Here is a 21,488-nt window from a genome sequence, read left to right as displayed (position 1 = left end):
AGTTCGGACGACCCCCGCCACCGAGGACCCCGGCGAACCGCCCGGCGGGCGTCGCGTCCGGCGATCGTCAGGACGCCCCCGCCCAGCCCAAGGAACGGCTCGTCCCCGGCCTGCCCAGACGGGGAAGGTCCGAGGAAGTGCCGGCGTGAATCCGGCACTCCCCCGAATAGGCGCGGCGGGGAATCGGAAATGCGCTCAGGTGATCGGCGCCGTCCAGGTCTTCTCCCAAGTGATCGCGTCCACGACGCCGGTCACCGAAAGCCCCTTCTCCTGCTGGAACTTCTTGCACTTCGACTCGGACTGCTCGCCGTACTTGCCGTCGACCACGATGTCCCAGCCGCGGTTCTTCATCTTCTTCTGCCACATCTCCACGTCGTCGCCGTACTCGATGGGCTCACGGCGCTGGAGAAGGCGGCCCTGGAAGGGCGGTGCCTGCGTCTTGACGTCGGTCATGGTGACTCCTCCCGATTGGTTTCGGACCTCTTCAGCGTCCGAAACGCGACCTCAATGGCACAACGCGGCCCAGGAAAGTTTCCGGCAAAAGACCAAGTAGGTGAAAATACAACCGTCAGAACGGTTTTCCACTTCCGGGAACGCGCAGGAGCAGCAGCCCCACAACAGCGCCCGCGAACTGGAACCCGGCGATCGCCAGCACCAGCCCGACGGGCCCGATAGCGGCCGCCGACGCGGCGGTCAGCGCGGCGCCCACCGCCGAGGCGCCGATCTTGAGGCTGCCCGCCGTCGTGTTGACCTGGCCGAGCCGGCCGGGCGGCGCCTCCCGCTGCCGGAGCATCAGCGTCGCCGCGAACACCGGCCCCTCGAAGACGCCGGCGGCGGCGAACGCGGCCGTCGCCCACGCCAGCGACGGCACCACGGCGAGCGTGGCGAGCGAGGCCCCGAACGCGACGAGCCCGGCGAGCATCACGGGCTCCGCGTGCTTCGGCGTCAGCCACCGGCTGGACGCCAGCGACCCGGCCAGCGACCCGACCGCCATCGCGACGAGCAGCCGCCCGCCCGCGCTCGGCGCGGCGCCGATGTGCTCGGCGAGCAGCACCGCCGTCACCGCGACCCCGCCGAACCCCATCCACGCCAGCGTCGTCGCGGCCGTCAGCGCCCGCAGCACCCGGTTCTCCGCCAGCGCCATCAGCCCGCCCGTGAGCATCGAGAACCACCCGCTCACCTCCGCCTTGGCCTCAGCGGGCGGCCCGGGAAAGGGCAGCAACGGAAGCGTCAACAGCCCCAGGACACCGGCCACGACGATGGCGACCCCGGCGTACTGCCCGCCCGCCAAGGACGCGAGACCAGCGGCCAGCCCCGGACCCGCGATGGCCGCCAGGTTGTAGCTGGACGCCTCAAGCCCGTACGCCCGCGAGAGCCGCCCCGGCGGGACGAACCGCGGCAGCAGGCTGGTCAGCGCCACCACGACCGGCTCGGTACACCCGATGACCGCCGCGACGAGCAGCGCGAGAACGAGCGGCGACCGTCCCGCCATGAGGAGCAGCACCCCGGTCGCGACCGCGTACCCGCCCGCCAGGGCGACGGCGACACCCCGCGGACGCCCGACCCTGTCCACGACGATCCCGAGCAGCGGGCCGCTCAGCACGTACGGGAGCGTCATCGCGGTCTGCAGGTAACCGGCGGTGGCGGCGTTCCCGGTCCGCGCCTGGACGGTCAGCACCAGCGCCGTCGCGACCCCCTCGGCGGACACCCGCAGCAGCGTCGCGGACGTCAGGTGAAGCGGCAGCGCCGCCGATCTGCCGATCACCCTTCGCATGGTGACACAGCACCGGCGCCGAAGATCCGGCCGCCTAGACTGCGGAGTGTGACGGCAGCGAACGAGCACCGGGTGACCAGCGAGGTCGGACGGCTCCGGACCGTCCTCCTGCACCGTCCAGGCGCGGAACTGAAGCGGCTCACCCCGCGCAACAGCGACAAGCTGCTGTTCGACGCGATCCCGTGGGTGGGCCGGGCGCAGGAGGAGCACGACGCGTTCGCCGAGGCCCTCCGCTCACGCGGCGTGGAGGTCCTGTACCTCACGGAGCTCCTGCAGGACGCCCTGGAGTACGGGGCCGCCCGCGACCAGGCGATCGCGGACGCCGTCGTCGACCTCCGCCTCGGCGACCAGCTCCGCCGCGCCGTCACCGAGTACCTGCGCGACCTCGACCCCGAGAACCTCGCGCACACGCTCATCGCGGGCCTCGCGCACGAGGAGCTGAAGGGGGGCCACGGCCTCGTCTACCGGCTGATGGACCGCCTGGACTTCATCGTCGACCCGCTCCCCGGCCTGCTGTTCACCCGCGACAACAGCACGTGGATCGGCGACCGGGTGGCGGTGACGAGCCTCGCCATGGAGGCCCGCCGCCGCGAGTCCGCGCTGACGGGTCTCGTCTACGCCCACCATCCGCGCTTCGCGGGCGTCCAGCCGGTGTACTCCCCGGCCCTGGAACACCTGGAAGGCGGCGACGTCCTCCTCCTGACCCCCGGAGTGATCGCCGTAGGCACCGGCGAACGAACAACCCCCGCGGGCGTGGAACGCCTGGCTCGCCAGGTAATCGGCGCAGGCCTGGCACACACCGTCCTGGCCGTCCCCATCGCCCAGGAACGCGCCACCATGCACCTCGACACCGTCTGCACCATGGTCGACGTCGACACCGTCGTGATGTACCCACCGGTCGCCCACTCCCTCACCGCCCACACGGTCACGCTCGACAACGGCGACCTGCGCGCCGGCGCGCCACGCCCCTTCCTGGAAGCCGCCGCCGAGGCGATGGGCCTGGACCGCCTCAAGGTGATCGACACCGGCCTCGACCCGGTCACCGCGGAACGCGAGCAGTGGGACGACGGCAACAACACCCTCGCCGTGGCCCCGCGCCTCTGCGTCGCCTACGAGCGCAACATCGAGACGAACGCCCAGCTGGAGGCGTCCGGCATAGAGGTGATCCGCATCACGGGCAGCGAGCTGGGCACCGGCCGAGGCGGCCCCCGCTGCATGTCCTGCCCCATCCTCCGCGACCCCCCGACCGCGAACCCGGCATAAACGCGTCCCCGATCTCCTGACGCCGACCGCAACCGGACGGTCACACCAACAGCAACCCGACGGACGTACAGACCACAGACCACCGACGCGATGACGCCGACCGCAACCAGGCGGACGCACCCCACACCAGCCACCACAGCAACCCCGCGACAACCTCAACGCCTGCGATCGCGACCGAAGGCAGGTTTCGAGCCTGCGAGAAACCTGATCGCGCAGCGAGCCGCCAGGCGAGACGAAGCGATGCAGCGATCGCGCGCGCTGCGCGACGATGGAGGGCCGCCCAGGCCCGAAGGAGGAGCGCAACGCCGAAAGCACAGCAGCGATCGCGCCGCGTTTTTCGACGATGGAGGGCGCCCAGCGCCCGAAGGAGGAGAAAAAGGCAATAAAAACAGCTCGGGCGGTGTCGACGGGGGCACGACAACGCCCGAGCTTGGTAGAGGACACTACAAGGTCGGCGGGTGATTCTCTAGGTGGAGTCCCGGTTAGGCCGGGTATGCCCTGCTCGGCGCGGTTCGGTTTCTGGTTCCGTCGCGCAGGTCGTCGCCCGGTTCGTCGGTGAGGTCCGGGAAATCGGCCAGATCGGGGACGACGGCGTGGGTGGCGGGAGCGACCCTTCCGTTCTTACCGGTCGGTGACCTGGGGGCCCGCAGGACGGCCCAGACCGTGGTGGCGCCGTCCTCGTGGCGGACGCCCCAGCCTTCGGAGAGGGCCTCGACGATGCCGAGTCCGCGCCCGCCGAGCGAGGACAGGGTGCCGGGGCCGCGGCGCGGCTCGGTCTGTGCGCCGCCGTCGCTGACCTCCAGTTCAAGGAGGTCGCCGCGGCGCAGCCAGCAGACCCTGACCTGGCCGGACGGCAGGGGCCGCGCGTGGCGGAGGGCGTTGCTGAGAAGCTCGCTGACGATGACGCTGGCGTCGTCGACGATGGTCTCGTAGACGCCCGAGTCGACCAGCTCCGAGCTGAGGCGCTTGCGAGCGACCGCGACGCTGGACGGTGCGTGTGGGAGCAGTACGACGCTCGACGCCCTCACCTCCCCGTGGTTCCGTGTGCTCGGATGAGTCCCGTCACCGCTCTTCCAGTACGACCGAAATGCCCTGATGGCCAGGACCGGAAACCCGAACGGTTCATTCGCCACCTGCACAACGAGTCACCGGCCATCCGGTCACGGTGATCACCCCCGGATCGGAATCCCGTCACGAACGGCAACCATCCAAGGATCTATCCAGCCAACGGCGGATTTACTCCTCGGGCGCGCGTTTCGTCCATCACACCCCGCCGGGACCGTACTTTCCCGCAGAGAGCCGCACGCAAGACACGTTGCGGCAACATGAATCCGCTGGTCACGGGGGTCTCACCACGGCAGGCAGACCCCTGTTCCGTTACGGTGAGTAGCGAAACGGCGCCTCGTCCTGACGCTGACGCGAGGGGTTGACTACGAGCCGCGACCGCGCGTCAGGGCGCCGCCCGGAGGACGAGCCGCATGCACGTGCCGTCGCCCGCGTGCGCGCCACCTGCGGGTCCGCGCCCTTCCGTCTCGTCCAGAAGGACGTTCGGGTGGCGCACCGACCCGTCCGCCTGAAGGGCCGCGTCCCCGAGAGGCGCCCCTATGTGAGATCCCTCACTTTTGCCGTTCTGGGCCGGATGAGCCGGGTGAACCGGCCGGGCCGGGTGCGCGGAGATCGTTCCGCCCTGCGCCTCCGTGAGCCGTTTGACGATGTACAGGCCGAGCCCGATGCCGCCGAACCGCCGCCGGTCCCCCGCGTCGCCCTGGACGAACCGCTCGAAGATCCGCTCATGGTCGCCGGGCGGGATGCCGACGCCCTCGTCCGTCACGGTCACCACGATGTCGGCGCCCTCGCGGACGGCCCGGACGCTGACCGTCCCGCCGTCCGGCGAGTACTTGAACGCGTTCTCCAGGAGCTGCCCGAGGACGATGTCGGTCGCCATCGCGTCCCCGCTGCAGGGCGGCAGCCCCGGCGCGATCTCCAGCTCGACCCGGTGCAGCGGTGACAGCGACCTGAATCCGCCGACCACGCCCTCCAGCACCCGCGCCAGGTCGAACGACTCGATCGTCACGGTCAGCTCGTCGGCGCCCGCGCGGGAGCCGAGCAGCAGGTGCTCGACGAGCCGGCCGAGCGACTGGGCGCGCTCGGCGATGGTGGCGACGGCGGCGCGGCGGTCGTCGTCGGACAGCTCGTCCCACCGGTTGACCAGCGTGGACGCGAACCCCTGCACGACCGTGATCGGGGTGCGCAGCTCGTGGCTTGTGGTGGCGAGGAACAGGTCCTTGGCTTCTTCGAGGGCCTTCGCCTCCGACACGTCGCGGAAGTCGACGACCAGCTCGCCGGTCTCCTCGATCTCGGCGGCGAGCACGTTCAGCCACGTCCCGGACTCCAGCCGGAACGTCAGCATCTCGCCGAGCGCGGGCATGTCGAACGGCAGCGGCCGTCCGATCGCGTCCTCCGGCGGGATGCCGGTGAGGGTGTGCGCGGCGGGGTTCCACTGCCGGACGACGAGGTGGTGGTCGAGCACGGCGATCCCGTCCGCGCTGGAGTCGATCACGGCGCGCTCGTGCGCCCGCTGCCGGACGACCTCCGCGTACGCGACGGCGTTGCCGACCGCGACGCCCGCGTGCCCGGCGAGGAGCTCCAGCAGTTCGAGCTCGGTGTGCCCGGCCTTGCTCCCGGAGAACAGCGCGTACAGCGCGCCGTAGGGCCGGTTCTGCAGGTACGACAGCCCGAGCGCGATCGTGTGCAGCCCGGACAGCTCGGACCAGATCAGGTCGCCGAGGCGCTGCTCGCCGGTCGTCAGCTTGACGGTCTTGCCCGACCGCAGCAGCTCCCCGACCAGGCTCGTCTTGAGGTCGGCGGACGTGCCGCGCATGTGCTCCGGCAGCCCGGACATGCTGACCAGCCGCAGCCGGTCGCCCTCGATCCGCACGAAGCCGCCAGCGTCCGCGCCGGTCAGCTCGATCAGCGCGGTGGTGATCCGGTCGAGGACGACGGCGAGGTCCAGCTCGGCGTTCAGGTCGGCGACGATGTCGTTCAGCCGGCGGACGAGCCGGGCCCGCTCCGTCATGTGGTGCTGGACGATCTCGTCCTCGTCGACCGGGTGGTACACGCCGACCCAGCCGAGCGGCGTGCCGGACGGGTCCTTCAGCAGGCTCGTGTCGATCCGGACGTCGATGAGGCGGCCGTCCCGGTGGAACCGGCGCGTCGCGATCGAGATCTGCCCGCCCTCGGCCTCGGCGGGGTCGTCGGCGGCGCCGGTACGCCGGGTGAGGAGCCGTTCCTGGACGGCGTTGTGCTCGGCCTTCAGCTCGTCGGGGACGATCGGCGGCACCCGTCCGACCATCTCCTCGGCGGTCCAGCCGAACATCCGCTCGGCGGCCGGGTTCCACACGGTGACCCGGTGCCGCTGGTCCACGGCCACGATCGCGTCGGCGGCGCTCTCGATGACGGCGCGCGCGATCGGGTCATGGACGTGGTGATGCACGCCTGTCATCGTGCCACCGGTCTCCGGCGTGGCGCCGGGTAACTTACGCCGAAAGTTTCCACTGCGACGCCGAGCAAACGGAAACCTTACTTTCCGGTAAGGCTACCGTCTGGTAATCCGGCCGATGAGGAGCGCGGCCGCCCCGGCGACCAGGAACGACAGCAGCGAGGCGCTCATCCAGCTCTGCGGCGCGAAGTGCAGCGCGTCCTGGACGTCCCGCCAGAAGCCCGCCCACCGGCCGACGGTGCCGGGGTTGATGAGCTGGTACACGACGAACCCGATCGCCCAGGCGGCGATCATGCCCCAGCGGGACGGCGCCGTCCGCGACACGTCCCAGCCGCCGTCGCGCCCGCGGCGGCGGCCCAGGAACCGGCGGCCCAGGAAGAAGTCGGCGGCGAGGACGCCGAGCATCGGCACGAACACCGATCCGATCAGCGACAGGAACCCCGCGTAGTCGCCGATGTCCAGCGCCAGCGCGAGCACCGTGATGACGACGCCGAGCGCCACGCTCAGCACCCGGCGGTCGGCGCGCGGGACGAGGTTCTGGATCGACACGGCCGTGGAGTAGGTGTCGGCGAACGACTGGTCCGCCTCGCGCAGCACGAACACCGCGAAGAACACCACGCCGAGCGTGACGTTCAGGAACGGGTCGAAGACCTTGGCCGTGTCGCCCGCGACGAGCGCCAGCGCCAGCAGCCCGAGGACGTACGCGACGATCTGCGTGACCGAGTACCCGGCGGCCGCCGCGCCGAAGGCCGCCCGCTCCGTCCGGGAATGCCGGGTGTAGTCGGCGGCGACCGGGACCCAGGAGATCGACACCGCCAGGGCCGCGTCCGCCCCGATCCAGAACCCGCCCCACGATCCGTCCGTGAGGTCGGGCAACGGCTCGCGCAGGAGCTGGACGTAGAAGTACACCAGTGCGATCGCCACGGCGACGGTGACGTACCGCCGCAGCAGCCGCACCGAGCCGAGCGGCCAGATCGTCAGCACCGTCGTGACGGCCCCGGCGGCGACCACGTAGCCCCAGCGCGGCACGCCGTCCCACAGCTCGCGCGCCGCGTCCGCGATGACGATCAGCTCGAACGTGCCCCAGCCGACGAGCTGCGCGACGTTCAGCACGGTCGGCGCGTACGACAGCCGCGCGCCGAACAGCCCGCGCAGCAGCACCATCGCGGGCTGCCCGGTGCGCGCCCCGGGGACCGCGGCGAGGCCCAGCATCAACCCGCCCAGGACCGTTCCAACGGCCATCGCCACGATGCCCGCCATGATCGACAGGGTGGGGAGCCCTTCGGCGTCCGGCGCCAGGACGGTATAGGCCCCCGAGAAGGCCAGCAGGCTGACCCCGAGGTTCGCCCAGAACGCGCTCTGATCCCAGAATCCGAGGACCCTGGGCGCGGGCTCGTCGAGCGTGAACGGAGCCTCGTCGTTCGGACGCGCCCCACCGGCGCGCGCATCAACCTCAGACGTCACGGGGACACACACTCCCTACGCCGGCATTACCCGGACAGGTTCCTGCGGTCGGCGACGCCTCGAAGGCCGCCCTCTCAGCCCGGCTTGCATCCGTCCGGCTTGCGCTGGTTCTGCCTGCGCCCAGGCCCTGCCTGCGCCAGTTCGGCTGGCGTCAGATCGGTCTGGAATCCGGCCGGTGCGGCCCGAGCTCCCGCGGTTATCGGTCGCGCCGATCGTACAACCGCCCGACCCACCCCAAAAGGGCGTAGATCACCTCAATCGGAACTGATCACAACGAGCCGGGCCCGTCCGGCCACTTATGGCCCGGCCACCTCAGGCCACGTACGGGCGTCCATCGGACGGTGTGCAGGCGGCCGTCAGGCCACGTACGGGGCGCCGTCGCCGCCGCCCTCCATCGGACGGCCCGCCTCGACCCAGCCCTTCATCCCGCCGTCGACGTTCCTGGCCAGCCAGCCCGCCTGGTTGAGCGCCACCGTCACCTGCGCGGACCGCGCCCCGGACCGGCAGATCACGAAGACCTCCTGGTCCCGGGGGATCTCGCCGGCACGATCACCCAGCTGGCCCATGGGGATGTGGACCGCCGCGGGCGCGTGGCCCGCGTCCCACTCGTCCTGTTCCCGGACGTCCAGCAGGTAGCCGTCCTGCGGGACGTCGGCGGCTCCCACCGCCGGCACGTCGTCCCCGAAATTCATCACACCCCCATGGAACCGCGCGAAGCCCCCCTGCGTCGAATCACCCATGCGGTATCGGACGCTCCTTTTCGCGTCGCCCGGACTGGCCCTGGCCCTGTCCATGACCGCCTGCGGCGACGAACAAGCCAAGGGGACCCCCGCCGACAAGCCTTCGGGCACGACGTCCGTGCAGCCCTCCGGCACGCCGGCGGACACCCTCACCGTCAATGTCAAGGCCTCCAAGGAGGCCCCCGCCAAGACCTGGACGCTGAACTGCGCCCCGCCGGGCGGCGACCATCCGAAGGCCGCCGACGCCTGCGCGGCCCTCACCAACGTCAAGGACCCCTTCAAACCCGTCCCCAAGGAACAGCAGTGCACCATGATCTACGGCGGCCCCGAGCTCGCCACGGTCAAGGGCACCTGGAAGGGCAAGGAGATCGACGCCAAGTTCTCCCGTGACGACGGCTGCCAGCTCCACCGCTGGACGCAGGTCGGCCCGCTCTTCGGCAACGTCCCGAAGGTCCGCTGAACGAGCCATCCCCGTTCCGGCTCCGTCCAGAAGTCACGACAAACGACAACCCACAGGCCCCGCCCGGTCGACCGGACGGGGCCTGTGGGTTGTTTCAGGAGGCGGGCGGGTTATTTCAGGAGGCGGGACATGCGGCGGTCGGCCAGGGGCTTGCCGCCCGTCTGGCAGGTCGGGCAGTACTGGAGGGACGAGTCCGCGAAGGACACCTCGCGGACCGTGTCGCCGCAGACGGGGCATTTCTGGCCGGTCTTGCCATGGACGCGCAGGCCGGTCTTCTTCTCGCCCTTGAGGTCCTGGGCCTCCAGCCCGCGAGAGCGTTCCACGGCGTCGCGCAGGGTGGTGACGATGGCGTCGTGCAGGGTCGCGACGTCGTCCTCGGTCAGCGAGGCGGCGATCTTGAAGGGGGACATCTTCGCGACGTGCAGCACCTCGTCGGAGTAGGCGTTCCCGATTCCCGCGATCACCTTCTGGTCGCGCAGCAGCCCCTTGATCTGGGTGCGCTTGCCGTCCAGGATCGCGGCGAGCGCGGCCGGGGTGAACGCGCCGTCCAGCGGGTCGGGGCCGAGCGATGCCACGCCGGGGACGTCCGCCGGGTCGCGGACGACATAGACCGCGAGGCCCTTCTTCGTCCCGGCCTCGGTCAGGTCGAAGCCTGAGCCGTCGTCCAGATGGACGCGCAGCGCCAGCGGGTTCTTGCCCCCCGGCCGGACGGGCCTGGCCGGGATCTCGTCCCGCCACCGCAGCCACCCGGCACGCGCCAGATGGATCACCAGGTGCGGGCCGTCGACGTCCAGGTCGAGGAACTTGCCGTGCCGGGCCGCGCCCGTGACGGTCAGCCCGCCGAGCGACTGCACCGGCGGGTCGTACGTCTTCAGCGCGGAGATGGCGAGAACGTCCACGCGCGCGATGACGTGTCCGACGACGCGCTCCCGCAGGAATCCCGCCAGCGCCTCCACCTCAGGTAGCTCAGGCATGGATTCAGTATCGGCGACGAGGGTCGATGCCGGTGTCCACAGGGCTGTGGAAGCCTGTGGAAAAGCCTGTGTACAACTCCGGATTCGGCGGCGCGTGCGGCGTTTTCAGGGGCGATACCTCGGCGAATCCCCGCAAACCGGCGGACGGTGGCAGGGACGGGCCGTCACCCAGGGTGTGGATAACTTCCGTGTAACGACCCGTCGGTAAGCGGTGCGCAGGGGTGTTCGGTGGGCTCGGCGGGGGTGTGACCGGGATCTCGAAATAACCCCTAGGGGGTACGGGTTGCGAGGGGTGTGCCGTTATGGCAGCATGAGGGCCGTCGGATACCCCCTAGGGGTACAGTCAAAGGGAGTCGCCAATGAGCACCGCCACCGCCACCTACACCGTCACCGGGATGACCTGCGGCCACTGCGTCAGCGCTGTCACGGAGGAGGTCACGCAGATCACCGGCGTGACCGCGGTGGACGTCGACCTGCCGACCGGCCGGGTCACCGTGACGAGCGACGCGCCCCTCGACGACGCCCTGGTCAAGGACGCCGTCGAAGAGGCCGGTTACGAGCTGAAGCCATGATGGCGCGCACCTCGCCCGACGCGGGGTGCGCCCCCTGAGTTCCGTGCCTCCGGGCACCGGGTTGGAGTGATCGGAATGAACAGCGCGATCAAGCTGGGAGCCTACGTCGCCGGGCTGGCGGTCGTCTTCGGCGGCGCCGCCGGGGTCGGCAAGATCGTCGGGCCGGTGGGCGCGTCGGCGGAGACCGCCTCCCACGACGGCGGCGGGCACGGCGGAAGCGGCAGCGGAGGCCACGGAGGCGAAGGCGCCGCGTCGCATGCGCCTGGTGGACTTCAGGTCTCCGAGGACGGGTACACGCTCGTCCCGCGGAGGACGACGCTGACCCCCGGCAAGCGGACCGACTTCCGGTTCACCATCACCGGGCCCGACGGCAAGCCCGTCACCGGGTTCAAGCCGCTGCACGGCAAGCGCCTGCACCTGATCGTCGCGCGTCGCGACCTGTCGGGCTTCCAGCATCTGCACCCGTCCGAGACGGGCGGTGGCGTGTGGACGGTCCCGATCACCCTGCCGACGGCGGGCGTGTACCGGTTCTTCACCGACGTCCAGCCGGACGGCGCGAAGCGGCAGCTCACGCTCGGCGCCGACGTGTTCGTCCCGGGCGACCTGCGCACGACGCCGCTGCCGAAGCCCGAGCGCGTCGCGAAGGTGGACGGGTACGAGGTCACGCTGGCGGGCGGTCTGACGCCCGGCAAGTCCGCGGAGCTCACCCTCTCGGTGAGCAAGGGCGGTGAGCCGGTCACGGACCTGGAGCCGTACCTGGAGGCGTACGGCCACCTGGTCGCGCTGCGCCAGGGCGACCTCGCCTACCTGCACGTCCACCCGGACGGGGAGCCCGGCGACGGCAAGACGAAGCCGGGCCCCGGCATCACGTTCTTCGCCGAGGCGCCGAGCTCCGGCGCGTACCGTCTCTACCTGGACTTCAAGCACGACGGCAAGGTCCGCACGGCCGAGTTCACCGTGCACGCGGGGAACGCCCAGGCGCCCGTCCAGGACGAGCCCACCGGCGGCCACGATGACACGCCGCACACGCACTGACCCATTCCGGACGATCGACGCAGAGGAGGAGCGATGAGCACGGACACCGCGTCCGGGCGGATCGAGCTGGCGATCGGCGGAATGACGTGCGCGTCGTGCGCCGCCCGCATCGAGAAGAAGCTCAACAAGCTGGACGGCGTGACCGCGACGGTCAACTACGCCACCGAGAAGGCGACGGTCGAGTACCTCGACGGGGTGTCCCCGGACGAGCTGATCGCCACGGTCGCGAAGGCGGGCTACAGCGCGGAACTCCCCGCCCCGCCGAAGTCCGAACAAGGCGGGGACGGGGACGCGCCGGAGCCGGACGACGGTCTGCGCCCCCTCCGGCAGCGGCTGATCACGGCCGTCGTCCTGTCGGTGCCGGTGATCGCGATGGCGATGGTTCCCGCGCTGCAGTTCGAGGCCTGGCAGTGGCTGTCGCTGACGCTGGCCGCGCCGGTCGTCGTGTACGCGGGATGGCCGTTCCACAAGGCCGCGTTCACCAACCTGCGGCACGGCGCGGCCACCATGGACACGCTGATCTCCCTGGGCACGCTGGCCGCGTTCGCCTGGTCGCTGTGGGCGCTGTTCTTCGGCACGGCGGGCGAGCTGGGCGTCAAGCACGGGTTCGAGTTCTCGATGACCCGGTCGGACGGGTCGATGAACATCTACCTTGAGGCCGCGTCCGGTGTGATCGCGTTCATCCTGGCCGGGCGGTACTTCGAGACGCGGTCCAAGCGCCGCGCCGGGGCCGCGCTCCGCGCCCTGCTCGAACTGGGCGCGAAGGAGGTGTCGGTCGTCCGGGACGGGCGCGAGGAGCGCATCCCGGTCGACCGGCTGGCCGTGGGGGACCTGTTCGTCGTCCGTCCCGGCGAGAAGATCGCGACGGACGGGACGGTCGAGGAGGGTTCGTCCGCGGTGGACGCGTCCATGCTGACCGGCGAGTCCGTCCCGGTGGAGGTCGGGCCTGGCGACACTGTGGTCGGCGCGACGGTGAACGCGGGCGGGCGCCTCGTCGTCCGCGCCACGCGCATCGGCTCGGACACGCAGCTCGCGCAGATGGCGCGGCTCGTGGAGGACGCGCAGACCGGGAAGGCGCAGGTCCAGCGGCTCGCCGACCGGATCTCGGGCGTGTTCGTCCCGGTCGTGATCGCGCTCGCGCTCGGCACGCTCGGCTTCTGGATCGGCACCGGCGAGCCCCTCGCGGCCGCCTTCACCGCCGCGGTCGCCGTACTGATCATCGCCTGCCCGTGCGCGCTCGGCCTCGCCACCCCGACCGCCCTCATGGTCGGGACGGGACGCGGCGCGCAGCTCGGCATCCTGATCAAGGGCCCGGAGGTGCTGGAGTCCACTCGGAAGATCGACACGGTCGTCCTGGACAAGACGGGCACCGTCACCACCGGGCGGATGGCCCTGGTCGACGTCGTCACCGCCGACGGCGTGGACGAGGCCGACGTCCTGCGGCTGGCGGGCGCGCTGGAGAACGCGTCCGAGCACCCCATCGCCCAGGCGATCGCCAAGGGAGCGGCAGAGCGCGGCGGGGAACTCGGCACGGTCGAGGACTTCGCGAACGTTGAGGGCCTGGGCGTCCAGGGGATCGTGGACGGTCACGGCGTCCTGGCGGGCCGTCCGCAGCTCCTCGCCGAATGGGCGCAGCACCTCACGCCCGAGCTCGAACGCGCCATGGAGGAGGCGCAGGCGCTCGGCCGCACCGCCGTCGCGGTCGGCTGGGACGGCGAGGCCCGCGCGGTCATCACCGTCGCGGACCAGGTCAAGCCGACCTCGCGGGAGGCGATCGACCGGCTGCGGGCGCTCGGGCTGCGTCCCGTCCTGCTGACGGGCGACAACGAGACGGTGGCCCGCACGGTCGCGGACGCGGTCGGCATCGACGAGGTCATCGCCGAGGTCCTGCCGCAGGACAAGGTCGACGTCGTCAAGCGCCTCCAGTCCGAGGGCCGGACGGTCGCGATGATCGGTGACGGGGTCAACGACGCCGCCGCGCTCGCGCAGGCCGACCTGGGCCTCGCGATGGGCACCGGCACGGACGTGGCGATCGAGGCGTCCGACCTGACGCTCGTCCGCGGGGACCTGCGGGCCGCGGCCGACGCGATCCGGCTGTCCCGCCGGACGCTCGGCACGATCAAGGGCAACCTGTTCTGGGCGTTCGCCTACAACGTGATGGCCCTTCCGCTGGCGGCGGCGGGCCTGCTGGTCCCGATGATCGCGGGCGGCGCGATGGCGTTCTCGTCGGTCTTCGTGGTCAGCAACAGCTTGCGCCTGCGCCGCTTCAAGCCATTGACCGCGCGCTCATAGCATTTCTCTCCTCCTTCGGCCCTAGAGGGCCTCCATCGTCGAGAAACGCGGTGCGATCGCTGCATCGCTTCGTCTCGCCTAGCGGCTCGCTGCGCGATCAGGTTTCTCGCAAGCTCGAAACCTGCCTTCGGTCGCGATCGCGACGATTGGGGTCGTCGCGAGGTTGCGGCGGTGGCTGAGGTGGTCGTGCCGGGGGTGGCTGCCATAGCCGCCAGCCTCCGTCCCAGGGATCAGGGGCGGAGGGTGGTGAGGAGCGAGGCCAGGGCGGGGTCGGCGGCGGCCGCGTCGAGGGCCTCGGTGAGGGTCTCGGTGTAGGTCGGGGCGGCCTTCTCTTGGACGGCCCGTCCCTCGTCGGTGATGACGGTGTAGACGCCGCGGCGGTCCTTGGGGCACATGGCGCGGCTGGTGAGGCCGGCGCTCTCCAGGCGCGCGACGAGGCGGCTGACGGAGCTCTGGTTCAGGCCGATGAGGTCGGCGAGCTCCTGCATCCGCAGCTCGCCGTCGTCGGCGCGGGACAGCCGGCACAGCGCCCGGTACTCCGACAGGCCGATGCCGTGGCGGCGCTGGAGTGCCTTGGACAGCTGGTGCTCGACGCGTCCGTGCAGGGTGACGACGCCGTCCCAGAGCAGCCCGTCGGCGGTGACCGCGCTCGTCGTCGAGGTCTTCGCACCAGCGCCCATGTCGCGCCCCCTTGTCTCTTGACATCAGCATACATGCAATGTGAATATCTGCATGTGCATACAAGAGATGTATGTACATGCAATCTCATCGCGAAAGGGCACGACGATGACCAGTTCGCTGCTGCTCCCCTACGAGGGGCCGCACCTGAGCCTCCGCAACCGGATCGCGATGGCGCCGATGACGCGCAACCGGGCGGACGACGCGACCGGCGTCCCGAACCCGCTGACCGCCGAGTACTACGCGCAGCGCGCGACGGCCGGACTGATCGTCAGCGAGGGGATCTGGCCGGGCGTGCTCGGCAAGGGCGAGCCGGGCGTCCCCGGACTCACCACGGACGCGCAGGTCGCCGGATGGCGCGCGGTCACCGCGGCCGTGCACGCCGCCGGCGGGACGATCTTCGCCCAGCTCTGGCACGTCGGCCGCATGTCGCACCCGCTCAACCTGCCGGGCCGCGCGACGCCCCTCGCCCCCTCGGCGGTCCGGATCGAGTCGCAGAAGATCCACACGAACGAGGGCTGCGTCCCGCATGTGACGCCGCGCCCGCTGACGGCCGCCGAGGTGGAGGCGACGGTCGCCGACTTCGCGGCCGCGGCTCGCAACGCCGTCCGCGCCGGGTTCGACGGCGTCGAGGTGCACGGCGCGAACGGATATCTCATCCAGCAGTTCCTCGCCGAGAACACCAACCGGCGCACCGACCGGTTCGGCGGCTCACGCGACGGGCGACTGCGGTTCGCTCTCGACGTCGTGAACGCCGTGGCCGCCGCGATCGGTCCCGGACGGGTCGCCCTGCGCATCTCCCCCGACAACCCCGAGAACGAGATCGCCGAGGAGGACCCGCGCGGCACCTACCGCGCACTCGTGGACGCCCTCGACCCGCTCGGCCTCGCCTACCTGCACATCATCGAGCGCGGCGCGTACGAGGCGCTCGCCGACCTGCGTCCGCGCTGGTCGGGCACGCTGATCGGGAACTTCAACGGCCCCGAGCCGACGACGCGGCGGGCGGGGGAGGAGGCCGTCGCGGCGGGCCTGGCGGACGTCTTCTCCTTCGGCCGCCTGTTCATCTCCAACCCCGACCTGCCCGCCCGGTTCGCGACGGGCGCGCCGCTTGCTCCGCACGTCCCCGGCCTGGTCCACGGCGGCGGCGCCGAAGGCTACACCGACTATCCGGTCGCGTCCCTGGCGTCGCCGCCGGTGGGCGGCTGAGCCGGGACGTCCCAGAAGGCGATCTCGTGACGCATGCCCTCCAGGAACAGGCGCTCGGCCTTTTCGCGTCCGCCCCCGGACACGCGGTCGGTGGCGGTCTCGTCGATCATCTGGGCTATGCGGGCGGTCAGCTCGGCGAAGCCGGGGTCGGCGTAGGTGTCGACCCAGCGGCGGTAGCGGGGTTCGGACGGCGGGTTCTCGGCGAGCCGCCGTCCGAGCGTGGAATACCCCCACATGCAGGGGTAGAGGGCGGCGAGGCCGTCGGCGTACGTCGCGGCGCTGTCCAGCAGGAACGACGTGTAGGCGGCGCAGGCCGGGCCCTTCGTCGCGCCGTCCAGGTCGGCGGCGAAGCTCGCGGACAGCGACCGGTGGAGGTCGAGCTCGTCGTGGAACGTCGCGTGGGCGAGGTCGACGAGATCGCCGAGGTGGGCGGCGGGGGCCTGCCAGGCGAGCCGGGAGAACACGCGGACGTAGTCGTGGAGGAAGAGGTAGTCCTGCTCCAGCCAGGAGCGGAATATCGCGTCGTCCAGGTTCCCTTGGGCGATGCCCGCCACGGTGGGGTGCCTGAGCTGTTCGTCGACCAGCGGACGGCCGAGCTCCTCCAGGTGCGCCGCGAGACTCATGGCCGCCAGTCTCGCATCCGTCCCGGCGGCTCGAAGATCGGGAGCTGCCAGAGCGGGGGGGTCGAAACGATCAGACCCCGCCGGGTCGTGCGACCCGGCGGGGTTCTGATCTTGCACCGGTGTGTGGGGTCGCCTCTCGGCGAAAGGCACGACACGGCTCCAGCCGGACGGTATTCCGTGAAGGCAAAAGGTGAGGCCCGGGGACACCAGGCACACCGGCTGTCATGTGTAACCGACGGGACCCTGCGATTGTTCCCGGCCCCGCAGATCCGTGAACGTGCCCGTCCGGCGGATGGTGTGCCAGCCCAGTCGCGCCCCCAGCAGCGCGGTCACCACGGACTGGACGACGACCAGGTACATCAGCTGCCGGTAGACGAACTGCTGGAGCGGCAACGTCCAGAGCGGACGGATGCGCTCGCCGTCCAGCCAGAGCGCGTACGCACCGGCGGCGGCCTGCGCGGCGACGAAGACCAGCCAGGTCAGGACGGGCACCGCCGGGTCGAGGAACACCACGCCGAACAGCGCGAACAGGTCGATGGCGGGCGCGAACAGCGGCAGCAGGATCTGGAACAGCGTCAGGTAGGGGAGGCAGCGGCGGCCGAACCGTCCCGAGCCGCCGCGTTCGACGACGGAGCGGCGGTGCTTCCACATCGCCTGCATCGTGCCGTAGCACCAGCGGTAGCGCTGCCTCCACAGCTGCCGCAGCGTCGACGGCGCCTCCGTCCACGCGAGGGCCTTCTCCTCGTAGACGACGCGGAGCCCGGTGCGGCAGATCGCCATGGTGAGGTCGGTGTCCTCGGCGAGGGTGTCGCCCGGGACGCCGCCCACCCGCGCCAGCACCGACCGGCGGAACGCCCCGATCGCGCCGGGGACGGTCGGCATGCACTGCAGGACGTCGAACATGCGCCGGTCGAGGTTGAAGCCGATCACGTACTCGATGTGCTGCCAGCGTCCGAGGATGCCGCCGCGGTTGGCCACCTTGGTGTTGCCGCTGACCGCCCCGACCCGCGGGTCGGCGAGCGGCGCGACGAGGTGGCGGACGGTGTCGCGCTGGAAGACGGTGTCGCCGTCCACGAGGACGAGGATCTCCGCGCGCGCGACCCCGATGCCCGCGTTGAGCGCGCTGGGCTTGCCGCCGTTCCGCTTGCGGATCAGATGGACGGCGGGCAGCGCGATCGACTCGACGATGAGCGCGGTGCCGTCGGTCGAGCCGTCGTCCACCACGATCACCTCGACGGTGCCCGGATAGTCGGTGTCCAGGAGCGAGGCGACCGTCGCCGCGATGTTCGCCTCCTCGTTGAACGCGGGGACGATCATGGAGACGGGCGGGAACGGGTCGGGCGGCAGCTCGCCGTCCGCCGGGTCGGGCGCGTCCAGCACGGGGCGGAACCCGTGGAAGCCGGGATCAGGCGCGGGCGCGGAGGTCGTGCTGGCGTGCCGCCCCTTGCGCGACAGCCCCTTGCGCGACAGGCCCACGCGCAACAGGCCCTTGCGCGACAGCCCCCGGACGCGGCGCATGTGGACGTGCGCGAACAGCAGCAGCATCACGAGCCGCAGCACGTACGCGATCCCGGCCACCGCGAACAGCACGCCCATCGTCCCGGTGAGCGCGGACGCCGCCTGCTGTGCGGCGACAAGCGTCCAGCCGACGGCCTTCTCGTGCGCGGGCACGGGGACCACCGCGGACGGCATGCTCAGCGCTTCCGTGAGCGTGGTGAAGCGGTATCCCTCCGGCTGGAGCCGCTCGACGATCTGCTCGACGGCCGCGACGGTGTCCGCCCGGTCGCCCCCAGAGTCGTGCAGCATCACCACCGCGCCCTCGCCCCGGTGCTCCCCCGCCAGCGCCGTCTGGACGATCTTCGCGGTGCCGGGACGCGCCCAGTCCTTCGTGTCGCGGTCGGTGAGGACGACGACGTACCCGTCCTCGCCCGCCCGCTTGGCCGCACGCCATTCCGGCCCGGTCAGGCCGTCCGGACGGGACGAGTACGGCATCCGCATCAGCCGCGTGTGCACGCCCGCAGCCCCCGCCAGTGCCCGCTGCGTGAGGTCGAGCTCCAGCCCCGCCCGCCAGGCCGGGACGGTGGCGAGGTCGACGTGCGTGTACGTGTGCGAGCCGAGGTCGTGGCCCTCGCGCAGGATCCGCCTGGTCAGCCCCGGGTTCTCGGCCACCCGCGCGCCGACCGCGAAGAACGTGGCGTGCGCGCCGTGCCGACGCAGGACGCTCAGCAGCCGCGGCGTCCAGACCGGGTCGGGGCCGTCGTCGAACGTCAGCGCGATCGTCTTCGCGGGCATGCGGCGGCTGCGCGGGACGCCGTCCGCGAGGTTGACGACCGGCCCGCCGGACGCGACCGCGCCCGGTGCCGTTCCCGATCCCGCGCTGCGATGTTCGTCCCGTGGTGCCTCGCCTACGGCGCCGCCGGCGAAGCCGTCCAGCAGCAGGAGCACGGTCAGCAGGAGACCGCCTAGAAGCAGCAGGATCCAGTGGCCCCTGGGCTCGGCGGGACGCGTGGTCAATGGCTCTTCTTCTTGCGTCCCCACGCGGGCGGGGTCGCCTGCGACCTGCCCGGACGGCTCGTGGACGGCGTGGGCACCGGCCCCGCCGACGACGCCCCGGCGGACGAGCCCGGCGGAGCCGCGGGGCCCGCGCCGCCGGCCCGTCCGGTCGGCGCGGGCCTCCCGGCGGCGCGCCGCTCACCCGGCTTCTCCGTCGGGACGGCCGGACGGCTCAGCCTCACGCTCGGCCGGTCGGACGGCTCCTTCCAGGGCGTCAGCGGCACGCTCGGCCCGGTCGCCATGCCGATGCCCAGCGCGCCCAGGAACACGATGAGCACCGCACCGGCGGCGAGGCCGAGCCGCCGCCCGAGCCGAGCGCGCCCGCCGGTCGAGTCGACGAAGACCGCCGCACCGTCCGCGCCCGGCTCGGTTTCGCCGACCGGCATCGCCTCCGTGACCTGCGCGCTCTCGGAGAGCGCCATCCGCCGCCGCACCCTGCCCTCGTCGATGGCCGGGGCCGCGGCGATCGGCACGGTCTCGTTGAGCGGCACGGTCTCGTTGAGCGGCGCGGTCTGGTTGAGCGGCGCGGCCGCGGCGAGCGGCACGGTCTCGTTGACCCGCGCGGTTTCGTGGGGCGGCGCGGTTTTGGAGAGCCGCGTGGATTCGTGGAGTGGCGCAGTCTGGTGGAGCGGCGCGGTTTCTGAGTGCGGCGCGGTCTGGTGGAGCGGCGTGGTCTCCGGCGTTGGTCTCGTGGGTGTTCGGGGCACGGGCGCGGTGACCGGCGGGATGCCCGTGACGACCAGTTTGTCCCGGCCGTGGCGGGCGCTGCCGGCCTTGGGGTCGCGGATCATTTCGGTCCACATCTCGTAACACGTCGTGAGGGGGGAGTGAACGTCCGGGCGTCCTGGCGCCCCGGACGTTCACTGGTTCAGCGCCGACTACCCGCGTACATGTCACACGACCGCCGGAATCCCTGCACAATGGCGCGGATGGAACGGGCCGACGAGGAGGAGCTCGGCCGTGCTCTGCGGGCGGCGCAGGACGGCGACGAGGAGTCCTTCCGCATGCTCTACCGCGACGTCCAGCCCCGCCTGATCCGCTTCGCCGGCGCGCTCGTCGGCCCGGACGCCGAGGACGTCACGTCGGAGGCCTGGCTGCAGATCGCCAGGGACCTCCCGTCCTTCCGCGGCGACCTCGACGGCTTCCGCGGCTGGACGGCGACGATCACCCGGCACCGGGCGCTGGACCATCTGCGCCGCAAGTCGCGGCGCCCCGGCTCCGACCTCCCCGTCGAGGAGCTCGTCACGATGGCCGCCGAGGTCGACACCGAGCTGGACGCGCTGGACGGCATCGCCACCCAGGACGCCCTCCGCCTCATCGCCGAGCTGCCCAGCGACCAGGCCGAGGCCGTGCTGCTCCGCGTCGTCGTCGGCCTGGACGCCAAGTCGGCGGGAAAGGTCCTCGGCAAGCGGCCGGGCGCCGTGCGGACCGCCGCCTACCGCGGGCTGCGCCGCCTCGCGGAACGGCTGGCGCCCGTCCACGACGACGCCGAGGACGCGGCGCCCCGCACTCCTCCCCTCGCCCAGAGTGACAAAAGCGGTGGTACTGGCGCTGAAGGGGTGACATGAGCGACCATCACCAGGCCGGATACCTCGGCAAGCGGGCCGCCGAGCGCCTCCTCGACGGCGCGTCCGACCATGCCCGGCTGCACGCCCTCCTCGCCGCGGCCGCGGCACCCGCCCGTCCAGAGGAGCTCTCGGGCGAGGACGCCGCAGTCGCCGCGTTCATGGCCGCCCCGCGCTCCACGCTCGCGACCGCACCTGCGCCCGCGAACGCCCCCGCGCCCGAGACCGCGCCCACGTCCCGGATGGCCGCGCTCCGCCGCTTTCTGACGATCAAGGTCCTGGCCGTCGTGGGCGGCTCGCTCATCCTGACCGGAGGGGCCGCCTACGCCACGATCACCGGGCAGCTGCCGGGCCAGGACTCGGCACCCTCGCCCAGCCCGTCCTTCGACGAGCGCAAGGGCACGCGCGGTGACGAGGCCCCGGCGTCCGAGTCCCGGTCGCCGGCGCCGTCGTCCTCGGGTGGGCCGTCGACGGTGTCGCCGTCGCCCAGCACGGGGAAGCAGCACGGCAAGTCGGGCGCGCCGGGCCAGCAGAAGCAGAAGACGAGGACCCCGAAGCCCACACCGCCGAGGCAGACCGCGACACCCCCGCGCGGCCCCGGCAACAACAACGGCACGCAGCCGTCCGGGGGCGGCGTCGAGGCGGGCAGCTCCACGGCCGGGGGCGGCACCATGAGCGGCAGCACCACGGGCAAGCAAGCCCCGCCGACCACCGGCACCGGCTCCGGCCAGGGCAAACAGGACTAACCCCCGAACCAGCCCAGGGCCACCCCCTCCAGCCCAGCCGCAGA

General features: G+C 71.8%; 19 protein-coding genes and 1 riboswitch. Of the genes, 8 read left to right on the top strand and 11 right to left on the bottom strand.

Features of this window, described 5'->3' with window-relative positions; translation table 11 throughout:
* Window positions 1–195 precede the first annotated feature (195 nt).
* Together ACH34T_RS08255 and ACH34T_RS08250 are read right to left on the bottom strand one after the other, a co-directional pair.
* The gene (locus ACH34T_RS08255; RefSeq protein WP_395991379.1) at window positions 196–453 is read right to left on the bottom strand and encodes a peptidoglycan-binding protein; all 258 of its coding nucleotides are present in this window, start codon (window positions 451–453) and stop codon (window positions 196–198) included.
* A gap of 115 nt (window positions 454–568) precedes the next feature.
* Window positions 569–1,765 carry an MFS transporter gene (locus ACH34T_RS08250; protein WP_395991378.1) on the bottom strand — a complete coding sequence of 399 codons (1,197 nt, stop codon included), beginning with the start codon at window positions 1,763–1,765 and terminating at the stop codon, window positions 569–571.
* A gap of 57 nt (window positions 1,766–1,822) precedes the next feature.
* Between ACH34T_RS08250 and ACH34T_RS08245 the strand changes: the two genes are divergently transcribed.
* Window positions 1,823–3,037: an arginine deiminase gene (locus ACH34T_RS08245; RefSeq protein WP_395991377.1), complete on the top strand. Its 1,215-nt coding sequence runs from the start codon at window positions 1,823–1,825 to the stop codon at window positions 3,035–3,037.
* 482 nt (window positions 3,038–3,519) lie between these two features.
* Here ACH34T_RS08245 and ACH34T_RS08240 read toward each other — a convergent pair whose 3' ends face one another.
* From ACH34T_RS08240 to ACH34T_RS08225, 4 genes are all read right to left on the bottom strand, one after another.
* Window positions 3,520–4,065, bottom strand: a complete 546-nt coding sequence (locus ACH34T_RS08240) for an ATP-binding protein (protein ID WP_395991376.1) — start codon at window positions 4,063–4,065, stop codon at window positions 3,520–3,522.
* Between the two features lie 422 nt (window positions 4,066–4,487).
* Window positions 4,488–6,530, bottom strand: coding sequence for a PAS domain-containing protein (locus ACH34T_RS08235; protein ID WP_395991375.1), 2,043 nt, complete (start codon window positions 6,528–6,530; stop codon window positions 4,488–4,490).
* A 102-nt stretch (window positions 6,531–6,632) separates the two neighbouring features.
* A complete protein-coding gene (locus tag ACH34T_RS08230; protein WP_395991374.1) occupies window positions 6,633–8,000 on the bottom strand; it encodes a purine-cytosine permease family protein in 1,368 nt (455 codons plus the stop codon).
* A riboswitch (TPP riboswitch) is annotated at window positions 7,995–8,104 on the bottom strand. (Overlaps the previous gene by 6 nt.)
* Window positions 8,105–8,356: 252 nt before the next feature.
* Window positions 8,357–8,692: a rhodanese-like domain-containing protein gene (locus ACH34T_RS08225; RefSeq protein ID WP_395991373.1), complete on the bottom strand. Its 336-nt coding sequence runs from the start codon at window positions 8,690–8,692 to the stop codon at window positions 8,357–8,359.
* Window positions 8,693–8,738: 46 nt separating this feature from the next.
* Between ACH34T_RS08225 and ACH34T_RS08220 the strand changes: the two genes are divergently transcribed.
* Window positions 8,739–9,200: an SSI family serine proteinase inhibitor gene (locus ACH34T_RS08220; RefSeq protein ID WP_395991372.1), complete on the top strand. Its 462-nt coding sequence runs from the start codon at window positions 8,739–8,741 to the stop codon at window positions 9,198–9,200.
* Between the two features lie 110 nt (window positions 9,201–9,310).
* Here ACH34T_RS08220 and ACH34T_RS08215 read toward each other — a convergent pair whose 3' ends face one another.
* Window positions 9,311–10,174 carry an Fpg/Nei family DNA glycosylase gene (locus tag ACH34T_RS08215; protein WP_395991371.1) on the bottom strand — a complete coding sequence of 288 codons (864 nt, stop codon included), beginning with the start codon at window positions 10,172–10,174 and terminating at the stop codon, window positions 9,311–9,313.
* Window positions 10,175–10,533: 359 nt separating this feature from the next.
* On the opposite strand from ACH34T_RS08215, the gene ACH34T_RS08210 reads away from it, so the two are divergent.
* The 3 genes from ACH34T_RS08210 to ACH34T_RS08200 all read left to right on the top strand — a co-directional run bounded on the left by ACH34T_RS08210 (window position 10,534) and on the right by ACH34T_RS08200 (window position 14,073).
* On the top strand, window positions 10,534–10,746 hold the full coding sequence (locus ACH34T_RS08210; protein ID WP_395991370.1) for a heavy-metal-associated domain-containing protein: 213 nt from the start codon (window positions 10,534–10,536) through the stop codon (window positions 10,744–10,746).
* Window positions 10,747–10,821: 75 nt separating this feature from the next.
* Complete coding sequence (locus ACH34T_RS08205; RefSeq protein WP_395991369.1) at window positions 10,822–11,781, top strand: hypothetical protein; 960 nt, start codon at window positions 10,822–10,824, stop codon at window positions 11,779–11,781.
* 33 nt (window positions 11,782–11,814) lie between these two features.
* Entirely contained in the window at window positions 11,815–14,073 is a 2,259-nt protein-coding gene (locus ACH34T_RS08200; RefSeq protein ID WP_395991368.1) for a heavy metal translocating P-type ATPase, read from the top strand.
* 230 nt (window positions 14,074–14,303) lie between these two features.
* Here ACH34T_RS08200 and ACH34T_RS08195 read toward each other — a convergent pair whose 3' ends face one another.
* Complete coding sequence (locus ACH34T_RS08195; protein WP_395991367.1) at window positions 14,304–14,753, bottom strand: MarR family winged helix-turn-helix transcriptional regulator; 450 nt, start codon at window positions 14,751–14,753, stop codon at window positions 14,304–14,306.
* 106 nt (window positions 14,754–14,859) lie between these two features.
* Between ACH34T_RS08195 and ACH34T_RS08190 the strand changes: the two genes are divergently transcribed.
* Window positions 14,860–15,957 (top strand): alkene reductase, encoded by a 1,098-nt coding sequence (locus ACH34T_RS08190; RefSeq protein ID WP_395991366.1) that lies wholly within the window; start codon window positions 14,860–14,862, stop codon window positions 15,955–15,957.
* On the opposite strand, the gene ACH34T_RS08185 is transcribed toward ACH34T_RS08190, so the two are convergent.
* The 3 genes from ACH34T_RS08185 to ACH34T_RS08175 all read right to left on the bottom strand — a co-directional run bounded on the left by ACH34T_RS08185 (window position 15,915) and on the right by ACH34T_RS08175 (window position 19,924).
* Window positions 15,915–16,580 (bottom strand): TenA family protein, encoded by a 666-nt coding sequence (locus tag ACH34T_RS08185; protein WP_395991365.1) that lies wholly within the window; start codon window positions 16,578–16,580, stop codon window positions 15,915–15,917. The two genes, ACH34T_RS08190 and ACH34T_RS08185, sit on opposite strands and share 43 nt — an antisense overlap.
* A gap of 222 nt (window positions 16,581–16,802) precedes the next feature.
* Entirely contained in the window at window positions 16,803–19,094 is a 2,292-nt protein-coding gene (locus ACH34T_RS08180) for a bifunctional polysaccharide deacetylase/glycosyltransferase family 2 protein (protein ID WP_395991364.1), read from the bottom strand.
* Window positions 19,091–19,924, bottom strand: coding sequence for a hypothetical protein (locus tag ACH34T_RS08175; protein WP_395991363.1), 834 nt, complete (start codon window positions 19,922–19,924; stop codon window positions 19,091–19,093). Before ACH34T_RS08175 ends, ACH34T_RS08180 begins: the two co-directional genes overlap by 4 nt.
* Window positions 19,925–20,062: 138 nt before the next feature.
* Here ACH34T_RS08175 and ACH34T_RS08170 point away from each other — a divergent pair, with 138 nt between their 5' ends.
* Window positions 20,063–20,701: an RNA polymerase sigma factor gene (locus tag ACH34T_RS08170; RefSeq protein WP_395991362.1), complete on the top strand. Its 639-nt coding sequence runs from the start codon at window positions 20,063–20,065 to the stop codon at window positions 20,699–20,701.
* The gene (locus tag ACH34T_RS08165) at window positions 20,698–21,444 is read left to right on the top strand and encodes a hypothetical protein (RefSeq protein ID WP_395991361.1); all 747 of its coding nucleotides are present in this window, start codon (window positions 20,698–20,700) and stop codon (window positions 21,442–21,444) included. Before ACH34T_RS08170 ends, ACH34T_RS08165 begins: the two co-directional genes overlap by 4 nt.
* Window positions 21,445–21,488: the final 44 nt, after the last annotated feature.

Source organism: Actinomadura sp. 9N215, assembly GCF_044326345.1.
Taxonomy (GTDB): domain Bacteria; phylum Actinomycetota; class Actinomycetes; order Streptosporangiales; family Streptosporangiaceae; genus Spirillospora.
The sequence above is the reverse complement of the archived record's forward strand: the minus strand, read 5'-3'. Positions and strand labels throughout refer to the sequence as shown.